General features: G+C 67.2%; 9 protein-coding genes. 3 read left to right on the top strand and 6 right to left on the bottom strand.

Annotation, left to right across the window (positions count from 1 at the left end):
• The first annotated feature begins 98 nt into the window (after positions 1-98).
• Both thpD and HOP52_RS18835 read left to right on the top strand, forming a co-directional pair.
• Positions 99-1,097, top strand: coding sequence for an ectoine hydroxylase (gene thpD, locus HOP52_RS18840; RefSeq protein ID WP_238979080.1), 999 nt, complete (start codon positions 99-101; stop codon positions 1,095-1,097).
• A 108-nt stretch (positions 1,098-1,205) separates the two neighbouring features.
• A complete protein-coding gene (locus HOP52_RS18835; RefSeq protein WP_238979079.1) occupies positions 1,206-1,871 on the top strand; it encodes a fumarylacetoacetate hydrolase family protein in 666 nt (221 codons plus the stop codon).
• A gap of 72 nt (positions 1,872-1,943) precedes the next feature.
• Here HOP52_RS18835 and speA read toward each other — a convergent pair whose 3' ends face one another.
• From speA to HOP52_RS18820, 3 genes are all read right to left on the bottom strand, one after another.
• A complete protein-coding gene (gene speA / locus HOP52_RS18830; protein WP_422677728.1) occupies positions 1,944-3,854 on the bottom strand; it encodes a biosynthetic arginine decarboxylase in 1,911 nt (636 codons plus the stop codon).
• 5 nt (positions 3,855-3,859) lie between these two features.
• Entirely contained in the window at positions 3,860-4,816 is a 957-nt protein-coding gene (locus HOP52_RS18825) for a homoserine kinase (protein WP_238979077.1), read from the bottom strand.
• Positions 4,817-4,926: 110 nt separating this feature from the next.
• Positions 4,927-5,229, bottom strand: coding sequence for a DUF2782 domain-containing protein (locus HOP52_RS18820; RefSeq protein ID WP_238979076.1), 303 nt, complete (start codon positions 5,227-5,229; stop codon positions 4,927-4,929).
• A 165-nt stretch (positions 5,230-5,394) separates the two neighbouring features.
• Here HOP52_RS18820 and polA point away from each other — a divergent pair, with 165 nt between their 5' ends.
• Positions 5,395-8,157, top strand: coding sequence for a DNA polymerase I (polA, locus tag HOP52_RS18815; protein WP_238979075.1), 2,763 nt, complete (start codon positions 5,395-5,397; stop codon positions 8,155-8,157).
• 89 nt (positions 8,158-8,246) lie between these two features.
• On the opposite strand, the gene HOP52_RS18810 is transcribed toward polA, so the two are convergent.
• The 3 genes from HOP52_RS18810 to HOP52_RS18800 form a co-directional block, all read right to left on the bottom strand.
• Positions 8,247-9,320, bottom strand: a complete 1,074-nt coding sequence (locus tag HOP52_RS18810; protein ID WP_238979074.1) for an ABC transporter ATP-binding protein — start codon at positions 9,318-9,320, stop codon at positions 8,247-8,249.
• Positions 9,317-10,924, bottom strand: coding sequence for an ABC transporter permease (locus tag HOP52_RS18805; protein ID WP_238979073.1), 1,608 nt, complete (start codon positions 10,922-10,924; stop codon positions 9,317-9,319). The genes HOP52_RS18810 and HOP52_RS18805 overlap by 4 nt, the downstream gene beginning before the upstream one ends.
• Positions 10,925-10,990: 66 nt before the next feature.
• Complete coding sequence (locus HOP52_RS18800) at positions 10,991-11,989, bottom strand: iron ABC transporter substrate-binding protein (RefSeq protein ID WP_238979072.1); 999 nt, start codon at positions 11,987-11,989, stop codon at positions 10,991-10,993.
• Positions 11,990-12,315 lie beyond the last annotated feature (326 nt).

Genomic DNA, 12,315 nt, shown 5'->3' with positions numbered 1-12,315 from the left:
GAATGAGCGCGGCTCCTTTCCTGGGGGTCGCCCGCGGCTGTCTTGCCGTTGGTACGGGCCTAACTGAAGCTGATCACGGAAACACAGGAGGTGATTGGATGTCAGTGCAGACATCGTCCAACCCCAAGCTCAAGCAAGCCGATTTCGCCACCACTGCCGGGGCGCCCACGGCGCTCAGCCGGGTGAAGGGCGCGCCGCGAGCCGGGCAGGACCCCTATCCCACCCGCCTGGGCGAGGCGCTGGACATGCCATGGCTAAATCGTCGTGAGGCGGTGGTCAAGGGGCGTGCCGATGAGGGCCCCCTGAGCCAGGCCAAGCTCGATGAGTTCGAGCGCAAGGGCTTTCTGTTCGAGCCCAACTTCATCGTTGGTGAGGAGCTTGACGAACTGCGTCGCGAGCTGCAGGACCTGCTGGGATGCGAGGCGTATCGGGGCCGCGATTTCAGCATCACCGAGCCGGAGAGTCGCGAGATTCGCTCGCTGTTTGCCGTGCACTTCCTGTCCCAGCGTTTCGCCAGGCTGGCCCGCGACGAGCGCCTGCTCGGCCGGGCCCGCCAGATCCTCGGCGGCGAACCCTACGTGCACCAGTCGCGCATCAACTACAAGCCGGGCTTCGAGGGCAAGGGCTTCAACTGGCACTCGGACTTCGAGACCTGGCACGCCGAGGATGGCATGCCGGCCATGCACGCGGTCAGCGCCTCCATCGTGCTGACCGACAACCACGCCTTCAATGGGCCGCTGATGCTGATGCCCGGCTCCCATCGGGTGTTCGTGCCCTGTCTTGGCGAGACGCCCGAGGACAACCACCGGCAGTCGCTGAAGCGCCAGGAACTCGGTGTACCGAGTCGCGAGGCGCTGTCCATGCTGGTGGAGCGCTACGGCATCGAGGCGCCGACCGGCGCCGCCGGGGGCCTGTTGCTATTCGACTGCAATGTCATGCATGGCTCCAACGCCAATATGTCGCCTGACCCGCGCAGCAATGTGTTCTTCGTCTACAACCGGCGCGACAACGGCTGCGTGGCGCCCTTCGCCGCGCCGCGTCGGCGGCCGCGCTTCCTGGCCCACGGCCCGGATGATACCTGGTCCCCGGATGGCTGAGACAATCAGTCCCAGCCTTCGGGGAGTGTGGCACGGGGCGCCGCGTGCGGTAGACTGTTACGCTTGTCGTTGAAGAGCGGCACGCTAACGAGAAGGAGAAGACCCGCCATGCGCTTTGTCCCACGTTTTACCGATGGCCAGGAATTTCCCCATGCGCTCGGCAAAATCGTCTGCATCGGCCGCAACTATGCAGACCATGCCCAGGAGCTGGACAACCCGGTGCCCAGCGAGCCGCTGCTGTTCATCAAGCCGTCCACCAGTGCGGTCTCGCTGGACGCGCCGCTCGACGCGCCCTTCTCCCAGGGCGAGGTGCACTACGAGATCGAGCTGGCGCTGCTGATCGGCGAGGAGCTGACACACGCCACCACTGACGAGGCCGAGCGGGCGATCGTCGGTATTGGGCTGGGGCTGGACTTGACCCTGCGCGATGTCCAGACCCGGCTCAAGGAGAAGGGGCACCCCTGGGAAGTGGCCAAGGCCTTCGACGGTGCCTGTCCGCTTTCCCCTTTCTTGCCGCTCAGCCGGGTACCCAACTGGAATGCCCTGAGCTTCGAGCTGGAGATCAACGGCGAGTTGCGCCAGCGCGGAGAGGGCTCGGACATGCTGTTTCCGGTGCCGACCCTGGTGGCCGAGATGAGTCGCCACTTCACGCTGCAGCCCGGCGACGTGGTGCTCACCGGCACGCCGTCCGGCGTGGGCGAGCTGCCCCGCGGTGCCAGGCTGCGCATGACGCTCACCGGCGGCCTCGAGGCCACCGCCAGCGTCATCGAGTAAGGCTTGCGACAGCCAAGCAAACGCCCCGTCAAGGCGGGGCGTTTGCGTGTACGGCGCTTGGTGAGGCGTCGGCTACTCCAGGTAGGTGTAGCCTTCCAGCCCCGCCGAGAGGTCGTCGAGGAAGCACTGCTGCTCGGCCTTGCTGAGACCGCTGCTGGCAAGCTGGTCGGCGAGGTGGCGGCGCAGCACCTCGGCGTTGAAGTTGACGTAGCCGAGCACGTCCGACACCCGGTCGCCCTGCTGGATCTGGCTGATCGCCCAGTTGCCGTTGTCGTCCAGGGCGGCGTCCGCCGAATCGGTATCGCCGAATAGGTTGTGCAGGTCGCCGAGGATCTCCTGGTAGGCGCCGACCAGGAAAAAACCCAGCAACTTCTCTTCGCCTTCCTGCCACTCCGGCAGCGGCAGGGTGGTCTCCACGCCCTGGCCGTCTACGTAGCCGTCGATGCGTCCGTCGCTGTCGCAGGTGATGTCCTGGATCACGCCGCGCCGTTCGGGTTCGCGGTTGAGTCCGGAGAGCGGCAGCACCGGGAAGATCTGCTGGATGCCCCAGACATCGGGCACTGACTGGAACAGCGAGAAGTTGACGAACAGCTTGTCGGCGAGTTTCTCGGCCAGCTCGTCGGCGATCTCCCGGTGGACGCGGTTGCGGGTATCGAGCCGCTTGCGCAGACGCGCGCAGGCGGCGAAGTAGACACCCTCACCCTCGGCCCGAGCATTGATGTCGGCCATGCCGATCACGAAGCGCTCGTGCAGCTCGCCCATGGCGTGCACCAGGTCGTGCCAGGCTTCCACCAGCCCGCGCGGTTCGTGCATCTCGTGGAGCAGGTCGTGAACGCGCCACAGCTCATCGACCTGGGGGTCGTCCTCGACCCGTCGCTCAGGCGCCTGTTCGCTGACCCGCTCGTCGCCGATCACGTTGGTGATCAACACCGCATGATGGGCGGTCAGGGCGCGACCCGACTCGCTGATCAGGTGCGGTGGCGGTAGCTCGAACTCCTGGCACGCCTGGCGGAAGGCATAGACCACGTTGCGGGCGTATTCGAGCATCGAGTAGTTGGCGGAGCAGAAGCTGCGTGAGCGGGTGCCCTCGTAGTCGATGCCAAGGCCCCCACCCACGTCCACGGTGTCCACGGGCGCGCCCAGCGAGACCAGGCTCTGGTAGAAGCGTGCACACTCGCGCAGGCCGCGCTGGATGTCACGGATGTTGGCGATCTGCGAGCCCAGGTGGAAATGCACCAGTTGCAGGCTGGCCAGGGCGTCGGCCTCGCGCAGTTGCTGGACCACCAGCAGGATCTGGCTGGCGGTAAGGCCGAACTTGGACTTCTCGCCGCCGGTGTTCTGCCAGCGCCCGCGTCCCACCGAGGCGAGCCGGGCGCGCACGCCGATGCGGGGCGTGACGCCGAGGCGTTCGGCCTCCTCGAGGATCAGCGGCAGTTCGGAGAGCTTCTCCACCACCAGGTATACCCGGTGGCCGAGCTTCTCGCCCATCAGCGCCAGGCGCACATACTCGCGGTCCTTGTAGCCGTTGCAGACGATCAGCGAGGAGCCGTCGCCGGAGAGCGCCAGCACGGCGAGCAGCTCCGGCTTGCTGCCGGCCTCGAGGCCGACCCGGCCGCGGCCGCGCTCCTGGGTGCCGAGGATCTCCTCCACCACCCGGCGCTGCTGGTTGACCTTGATCGGATAGACCGCGGTATAGCCGCCCTCGAAGTTCTCTTCCGCCATGGCGGTGTCGAAGGCGATGCAGAGCTGCTCGACCCGGTCGTGGAGGATGTCGGTGAAACGCACCAGTACCGGCAGGCGCAGTCCCGCCCTGCGCAGTTCGTCCACCAGCTCGTCCAGCGGCAGCGCGGGGCCTGCCGTCTCGCTGCCCAGCGGGCGCACCAGGGCATGGCCGGTGTCGTCGACGTCGAAATAGCCGCTGCCCCACTGATCGATGTTCCAGATGCGCCGGGCACGCTGCGCCGGTCCGCCTGTACTCGCCATGCTCATTAGCCTGTCTCGGGAAGGGGGAGGGCGCCATGCTCGAGGCGGGCCCGCAGGATGGTGCGGAACTGCTCCGGGTCATGGGGGGTGAGGTCGTGGGCGGGCGGGTCGACGTAGACCACCAGCAGCCGGGACAGCCAGTAGCGCAGCGCGGTCATGCGCAGCATCGTCGGCCAGGCCTCGCGCTCGGCCGGGGTCATCGGGCGCCGGGCCAGATAGGTGCCGAGGATGGCGTCGTGGCGCTCCCGGTTGAGGCGGCCGTCGGGTTCGGTGGCCCAGTCGTTGATGACGATGGCCAGGTCGAATAGCAGATCGCCGGTGCAGCCATTGTAGAAGTCGATGATGCCGCCCAGCCGGTCGCCCTCGAAGAGGGTGTTGTCGCGGAACAGATCACCGTGCAGGGCGCCCTGGGGGAGCTCCGGGGCGTCGCCGAGCACCCCCTGGTAGATCTCCACCTCATCCTTCATCAGCGCCTGGTCTTCCGGCGACAGGTAGACCAGCACCTTGTGGTGCATGGCCGTCAGCCAGTTGAGGTCGCGGGGATTGGGGCGGTGCCCCGGGAAGTGCCGCGAGACCACATGGAAGTGCCCGAGGGTATCCCCCAGCACTCGGCACTGCTCCAGGTTGGGGCTCAGTGGGTGGCGGCCGGGCAGGCGCGGGAACAGCAGCGCGGGCTTGCCGGCGAGGCTGTGCAGGGCGATACCGTCGCGGTCATGCACCGGCCCCGGCACCGGCAGGCGATGCTCGTCCAGGTAGTCGAGCAGGTCGACGAAGAACGGCAGCTCCTCGTGCTCGCCCTGTTCGAACAGGGTCAGCACCAGCTGGCGGCGGTCGGTGGTGACGAAGAAGGTGGAGTTCTCGGTGCCGCTGGGAACACCCTCGAGGGAGACCAGCGAGCCAACGTCGAAACGACTGAGGAACTCTGCGACCTGTGCGTCGCTAAGCGGTGTGAATACGGCCATGTGTCTCTCGCCCAGGTTGCCAAGGCGACTATTGTAGCGACTTGGCACGGCGATGCACGTCCGCGGAGGACGTGACGAGCGGTCGCTGTCGGCGCGCTCGCCACGAGGGCCTACCGGGAGAGCAGCACCCATTGCGGCACGGCGATGCGATCGCCCTGCTGGCGCTCGAAGTTGCCGTCGCCGTCATGATCCACCAGGAAGTAGCTGGGACCTAACGACGGCTGGATCTCGATGGCATAGAGCTGGCCGGCCACGCGGTACTCGCGAATGGTGCGGTCCTCCTCCTCGCGGATGACGATATGGGGCTCGATCTCGTCCTCGTCGAGGGGCTGGGCCAGGGCAGGAGAACCGGCCGCCATGCCCAGCCCGAGAGTCAGCACCAGAGTGACCAGCACGCGATGATGGGTGTTCATGGTGACCTCCGAAGCCGCGTTGCGGCGATCGATGTTGCCGCGGGGAATACGCTCAGTGTAAGACGTTGGAACGCTATGGCCCACCGCCCGCGGCAAATGCCTCGCGCAATGCGTATCATGGGTGACCCTGATCAGTTTTCCCCTCGCCTCTATGGATGCCGATACATGGCCGACACGCCCATCGTTCTCGTCGACGGTTCGTCCTATCTCTACCGCGCCTTCCACGCCCTGCCGCCGCTGACCACCTCGAAGGGCCAGCCCACCGGCGCCGTCAAGGGGGTGCTCAACATGCTCAAGCGGCTGATCAAGGACTACCCTGACAGCCCCATGGCGGTGGTCTTCGATGCCCCCGGCAAGACCTTTCGTGATGAGCTGTTCGAGGCATACAAGGCCCATCGCCCGCCGATGCCCGACGATCTGCGCAGCCAGATCGAGCCGCTGCACGCCTGCGTCAGGGCGCTGGGGCTGCCACTGCTGTGCATCGAGGGCGTGGAGGCCGACGACGTCATCGGCACCCTGGCGCGCCGCGCCACCGAGGCCGGTCGCGACGCGGTGATTTCCACCGGGGACAAGGACATGGCTCAGCTGGTCAATGCCCATATCACCCTGGTCAACACCATGAAGGACGAGACCCTGGACGTTGACGGCGTGAAGGAGAAGTTCGGCTTGCCGCCCGCGCGGATCATCGACTTCCTGGCGCTGATGGGCGACAAGGTCGACAACATCCCCGGCGTCCCCGGGGTCGGCGAGAAGACCGCCATGGGCCTGCTGCAGGGCATCGACGGTGGGCTGGACACCATCTATGCCGACCTCGACAAGGTCAAGACGCTGGACTTCCGCGGCGCCAAGACCCTGCCCAAGAAGCTCGAGGCGCACCGCGACCAGGCGTTTCTCTCCTACCAGTTGGCGACCATCAAGACCGACTGCGAGCTGCCGGTGGGGCTCGATGACCTGGAGATCGCTCACCCCGACCGCGAGGCCCTGGTCGAGCTCTATGGCGAGCTGGAGTTCAAGGCCTGGCTCTCCGAGCTGCTCGAGGGCAGGGATGAAGGCGTGGATGACGTGAGCGGCGGCACGCCGCCGCCGGCCGATGCCGCGGGCAGTGCGTCGGGCAGCGCCGCGCGGCAGGATCACGTCGTGCTCGAGCAGGCCGAGCTGGACGCCTGGCTAGAGCGGCTGAAGGCGAGCGACACCTTCTGTTTCGACCTGGAGACCACCAGCCTCGACTACATGGAAGCGCAGGTCGTCGGCGTGGGGCTTGCCCTGGAGCCGGGCGAGGCAGCCTATATCCCGCTGGCCCACGACTACCTGGACGCCCCGGCACAGCTCGACCGCGATGCCGTGCTGGCCGCGCTCAAGCCGCTGTGGGAGGACGCCGACAAGTCCAAGGTCGGCCAGAACCTCAAGTACGATATCTCGGTGCTGGCCAACTACCGGATTCAGGTGGCGGGAAGGCTCGAGGACACCATGCTCGAGTCCTATGTGCTCGATTCCACCGCGACCCGCCATGACATGGATTCGCTGGCGCTGAAGTACCTGGGGGAGAAAACCACCTCCTTCGAGGAGATCGCCGGCAAGGGCGCCAAGCAGCTGACCTTCAACCAGATCGCCCTGGAGCAGGCCGCCCCCTACGCCTGTGAGGACGTGGACATCACCCTGCGACTGCATGCACTGCTGCGCCCACGGCTGGCCGATCAGGGACGCCTGGCCGCGGTGCTCAATGAGATCGAGCTGCCGCTGGTGCCGGTGCTGTCGCGCATGGAGCGTACCGGGGTGGCGCTGGCCCCGGAGCGGCTGCACGCCCAGAGCCGCGAGCTCGACACCCGCATCCGCGAGCTGGAGAGCCGCGCCCACGAGCTCGCCGGCCGCGAGTTCAATCTCGGCTCGCCCAAGCAGCTCGGCCAGATTCTGTTCGAGGAGCAGAAGATCCCGGTGATCAAGAAGACCCCCAAGGGGGCGCCTTCCACCGCCGAGGCCGTGCTCGAGGAGCTGGCGCTGGACTACCCGCTGCCCAAGGTGATCATGGAGCACCGCGGGCTTGCCAAGCTGAAGTCCACCTATACCGACAAGCTGCCGCGGCTGGTCAACAAGGCCACCGGGCGGCTGCATACCAGCTACCACCAGGCGGTTACCGCGACCGGGCGACTCTCCTCAAGCGACCCCAACCTGCAGAACATTCCGATTCGCACCGCGGAGGGTCGGAAGATCCGCCAGGCCTTCATCGCCCGGCCGGGCTACCGCATCGTCGCCGCCGACTACTCCCAGATCGAGTTGCGTATCATGGCCCACCTCTCCGAGGACAAGGGGCTGCTCGAGGCCTTCGCCGAGGGGTGCGACATCCATGCGGCCACCGCGGCGGAGGTGTTCGGGGTAGCGCTGGAGAAGGTCTCCGCCGATCAGCGGCGCAGCGCCAAGGCGATCAACTTCGGGCTGATCTACGGCATGAGCGCCTGGGGCCTCTCCCGGCAGCTGCATATCGAGCGAAACCAGGCCCAGACCTACATCGACCGCTACTTCGACCGCTACCCGGGCGTGGCGCGCTACATGGAACGCATCCGCGCCCAGGCGGCCGAGGACGGCTTCGTCGAGACAGTGTTCGGCCGGCGTCTCTACCTGCCGGAGATCCACTCCCAGAACCGCGCCCGCCGCCAGGGGGCCGAGCGCACCGCCATCAACGCGCCCATGCAGGGCACCGCGGCGGACATCATCAAGCGCGCCATGATCGAGGTCGACGCCTGGCTGCAGGGCAGCGAGATGGACGCCTGGATGGTCATGCAGGTCCACGACGAGCTGGTCTTCGAGGTAGCCGAGACCCAGGTGGAGGCCTTCATCGAGCAGGTGAAGGCGCGCATGCAGGATGCCGCCGAGCTCAGCGTGCCGCTGATCGTCGAGGCGGAGAGTGGGGCCAATTGGGACGAGGCCCACTAGGGCCAGGGACGAGGGCCGAGATACAAGGGGCGAGGTCGACGGAATCCCCTTGTGCCTCGCTCCTCGCTCCTCGCTCCTGCGCGCAGCGCTTAGTCCCTTAACACCGTGGCGGTGCGTTGGGGCTCGAGCCGTACCTGCTCGCCGACCTTCCACAGGGTATGGCTGGGGGTGATGGCGCAGAAGCGCTGGCCCCGGTGCTCCAGCAGGTAGAAGCAGTCGTGGCCGCGGAACTCGCGCTCGACGATGGTGGCGCCGTGGTCGTCCGGGGCCGCCGACAGCGCCAGGTGCTCGGGGCGCAGCGAAAGCTGCACCGGGCCCTGGCGGCTGTGATTGATGGCCACCGGGCCGAGCGGGGTCTGGGCGATCTCGCCGTCGGCCTCGCCCTCGAGCAGGTTGGTATGGCCGAGGAATTCGGCGACGAAGGCGGTGGCCGGGGTCTGGTAGATGCGCTCGGGGCGGTCGACCTGCAGTAGCTGACCCGAGTGCATGACGCCGACCTGGTCGGCGAAGGAGAGCGCCTCCGCCTGGTCGTGGGTGACCAGGATCACCGAGGTGCCGGCAGCCTTGAACAGCCGGCGCACCTCCTTGCGGGTCGATTCGCGCAGCGCCGCGTCGAGGTTGGAGAAGGGCTCGTCGAGCAGCACCAACTCGGGCTCGGCGGCCAGCGTCCTGGCCAGGGCCACACGCTGCTGCTGGCCGCCGGAGAGCTCGTCGGGCATGCGTGCAGAGAGGTCGGCGAGGCCCACCAGGTCGAGCCATTCGCGCGCCTTGGCGGGGCGTTTGGCCTTGGGCACATGGCGCATGGCGAAGGCCACGTTCTGCGCCAGGTTCATGTGCGGGAAGAGCGCGTAGTCCTGGAAGACGATGCCGATGCGGCGCTGCTGGGGCGCCAACTGGGTCACGCGCTCGCCGCGCAGGTAGACATCGCCGAGGTCCGGGGCCTCGAAGCCGGCGATCATGCGCAGGGTGGTGGACTTGCCGCAGCCGCTGGGGCCCAGCAGGGCGAGAATTTCCCCGTTGCCCAGCGAGAAGCTGACGTCCTCCACCGCCAGGGGGTCGCCGTCGCGGTAGCGCTTGTTTAGACCGCTCACCGACAGCAGCGGGTCGGCAAGGCGAATCGCGGCGCCCTTGGGGGCGGCGTTGATATGGAGGTTGGTCATCATTTGCCCTCCTTGGTGAGCAGCAGGCCCACGGACAGGCTGGAGAACACCACGATGGCCGCGGCGAATGGGGCCGCTTCGGCCAGCATGCCTTCCGAGGTACGGGTAAAGACGGTCACGGCCAGGGTGGTATAGCCGGTGGGCGCCAGCAGGAAGGTGATCGGCAGCTCCTTCATGCACAGCACGAAGACCAGCACCACGCCGGCCAGGATGCCGCGGCGCAGGCGCGGGAAGATCACGTGGATAAAGGTGCTCACGGGACCATGGCCCAGGGAGTGGGCGGCCTGCTCCATGCTGGGGCGGGTCTGCAGCAGGGCGTTGCGGATCGGCCCCAGGGCCAGCGCCAGCGAGGCCATGGCCCAGGTGATGATCAGCAGCGCCAGGGTCTGGTAGAGAAACGGCGCGGTGCGCAGCGAGAAGAACACCATGGCCAGGGCCAGGGCCAGCGGCGGCAGAGCATAGCCGATATAGGCCGTCCGCTCGACCAGGGTGGAGAAGGGCGAGCGGTAGCGCACCGTCAGATAGGCCAGCGGCAGGGCGAAGGCCGCCGCCAGCAGGGCCGCCGGCAGGGCGGCGCCCGCCGAGCGCAGGAAGGTGCCGGGCACCCGGGCGAAGAAGCTCAGGTCGGGTGGCGAGAGCAGCAGCCAGTAGCCGAGGATCATCACCGGCAGGCCGATGGAGACACCGAACAGCACCACCAGATAGGGCCAGGCCAGGAAGCGGGCGCGACCCAGCGGTGTGGGCCGTAGCGGCCGTGCCACCCCGGTACCGACCCGGGCCAGCTTGCGCTTGAGCACCAGGCTGTCGAGCATCACGAAGCTGGCGGCCACGGCCAGCAGCATGATCGCCAGCCAGGCGGCATAGACGCGATCGAAGGCGCCGGAGTACTGGGTATAGATGGCGTAGCTGAAGGCCTCGTAGCGCATCAGCGCCACGGCGCCGAAATCGCCCAGCACATAGAGGGTGATCACCAGCCAGCCGGCCATCAGCGCCGGCATCAGGTGCGGCAGGATCACCCGGCGCAGGATCTCGCCCTGGGAGTAGCCCAGGCTGCGGGCGCTCTCCTCCAGGTTGCCGTCGAGCCCGGTCAGGGCGGTGCGCAGGTTGAGAAACAGGTAGGGAAAGGTGTAGAGCGACAGTGCCAGGGTGGCGCCCACATAGCCCTGAATGCGCGGCAGCTGGATGCCGGTGAGCTGGGCCAGCACGCCGTAGTTGCCGCCCAGGCCGATCAGCGCGTAGGCCATGACGTAGCCGGGCACCGCCAGTGGGATGACGCCCATGATGGTCAGCGCCCGCTTGAAGCGAATATCGGTGCGGGTCACCAGCCAGGCCAGCGGGAAGGCCATCAGGGTGGTGAGCACCACCACGCCCAGGGCGAGTCCCAGGGTGTTGAACAGCAGCTGCAGGTTGCGAGGACGGAAGACCAGGTTGGCCAGGGTGGCGCCGTCGGCCTCGAAGGCCCTTAGCCCCAGGTAGACCAGCGGCACCAGCATGACGGCGGCGACCAGCAGCGAGGGCAGCAGGATATGCAGCGGCACCCGCCTGGGCAGCAGCCGGGGCAGGCGAGGGGTGGTCAGGCGTCGGGCGGTGCTGTCGGTCGGGGTCATCGTGCCTCGCAGAATGACTGAAGCCGCCTGCGGGGCAGGCGGCGCTCGGCTGTCGATGCGGGCGGGTTACAGCAGCCCGACATCGCGCAGCAGGTTCAGGGTGCCCTCGAGATCTTCGAGCTCATCCAGGTCGATCTGCGGGCTGACCTCCAGCAGGCGGTCGAAGTCCTCGAGAACCGGGTTCTGGATGACATCGCGGGTCACCGGGTATTCATAGACGTTGCCGGTAAAGTACTGCTGGGCGGCCGGCGAGAGCAGGAAGCGCACAAACTCGACGGCGGCCTCCTGGTTGTCGCTGCTTGCCAGCACGGCGATGCCGGCGACGTTGACCAGGTTGCCGATGTCGCCATCGGCGAAGAACGCCTGGGCCACCGGGAAGTCGCTGTCGCTGGCCAGGAAGCGCGGCAGGTAGTAGTTGTTGACCAGGCCGAAATCGATCTCGCCATCGGCGATGCCTTGCACCTGGGTGGTGTTATTGCGGAAGGTGATGGCGTCGTTGGCGCGCATGCCTTCCAGCCACTCGCGGGTACGCTCCTCGCCGTGCTCGAGACGCATGGCGGTCAGAAAGGACTGGAAGGAGCCGTTGGTGGGCGCCCAGCCGACGCGGCCTTCATAGCGCTCGTCGACGAGGTCGAAGACGCTGGCGGGAATCTCGTCCTCGCTGACCCGCTCGGGAGAGTAGGCAACCACGCGGGCGCGGCCGCTGGCGGCCACCCAGTTGCCGGTCTCGCTGGTGTAGATGGTCGGCAGGCCTTCGTAGATATCGCCGGGGAGTTCGGCGAGCAGACCGGCCTGGCTGATGGCGCCCATGGCCCCGGCGTCTTGGCCCCAGTAGAGGTCGGCAGGCGAGCGGTCGCCTTCTTCCTGGAGCAGCACGGCCAGCTGGGCGGTATCGCCGTAGCGCACCTGCACGCTGATGCCCGTGTCCTTCTCGAATTGAGCGATGATCGGCTCGACCATGGACTCGCCACGACCCGAGTAGAGCGTCAGGCTGGCGGCAGAGGCCAGCGGGGCGGCGAGCATGGTGGCGGTGAGGGTGGTCGCTGCGATAAACGTCTTGCGCATCGGGTAGGGTTCCTTGAAGGGGTGAACGGGTGTGCCACTCTCTGGCGGCTGCTTCCCCTCGGCCAGTCTCGGTCTATCGGCACGATAGCAAAAAAGCATTCCCATGCAAATGGTAATGATACGCAAAAAGATTTTTATGACCTGGGTCAATGTTTTTGTGCCCCAACGACAGCGCCCGCCATCGAGGGATGGCGGGCGCTGTCGTCCACTGTTTTGCGACAGTGGGCGCCGTGTCCCGGGCCGGTGGCATGGCGCGGGGCACTCCGCGCCATGCCGTTAGCGGCCGCTATACACCTGGCCGGGGAGCCAGGTGGCCAGCGGTTCGT

The sequence above is a fragment of the Billgrantia campisalis genome, assembly GCF_022341425.1.
Lineage (GTDB): Bacteria > Pseudomonadota > Gammaproteobacteria > Pseudomonadales > Halomonadaceae > Halomonas > Halomonas campisalis.
The sequence above is the reverse complement of the archived record's forward strand: the minus strand, read 5'-3'. Positions and strand labels throughout refer to the sequence as shown.

Bases quoted from the DNA above. Each gene is read 5' to 3' on its own strand.
- thpD (WP_238979080.1), top strand. From the start codon at position 99: ATGTCAGTGCAGACATCGTCCAACCCCAAGCTCAAGCAAGCCGATTTC.
- HOP52_RS18835 (WP_238979079.1), top strand. From the start codon at position 1,206: ATGCGCTTTGTCCCACGTTTTACCGATGGCCAGGAATTTCCCCATGCG.
- speA (WP_422677728.1), bottom strand. From the start codon at position 3,854: ATGGCGAGTACAGGCGGACCGGCGCAGCGTGCCCGGCGCATCTGGAAC.
- HOP52_RS18825 (WP_238979077.1), bottom strand. From the start codon at position 4,816: ATGGCCGTATTCACACCGCTTAGCGACGCACAGGTCGCAGAGTTCCTC.
- HOP52_RS18820 (WP_238979076.1), bottom strand. From the start codon at position 5,229: ATGAACACCCATCATCGCGTGCTGGTCACTCTGGTGCTGACTCTCGGG.
- polA (WP_238979075.1), top strand. From the start codon at position 5,395: ATGGCCGACACGCCCATCGTTCTCGTCGACGGTTCGTCCTATCTCTAC.
- HOP52_RS18810 (WP_238979074.1), bottom strand. From the start codon at position 9,320: ATGATGACCAACCTCCATATCAACGCCGCCCCCAAGGGCGCCGCGATT.
- HOP52_RS18805 (WP_238979073.1), bottom strand. From the start codon at position 10,924: ATGACCCCGACCGACAGCACCGCCCGACGCCTGACCACCCCTCGCCTG.
- HOP52_RS18800 (WP_238979072.1), bottom strand. From the start codon at position 11,989: ATGCGCAAGACGTTTATCGCAGCGACCACCCTCACCGCCACCATGCTC.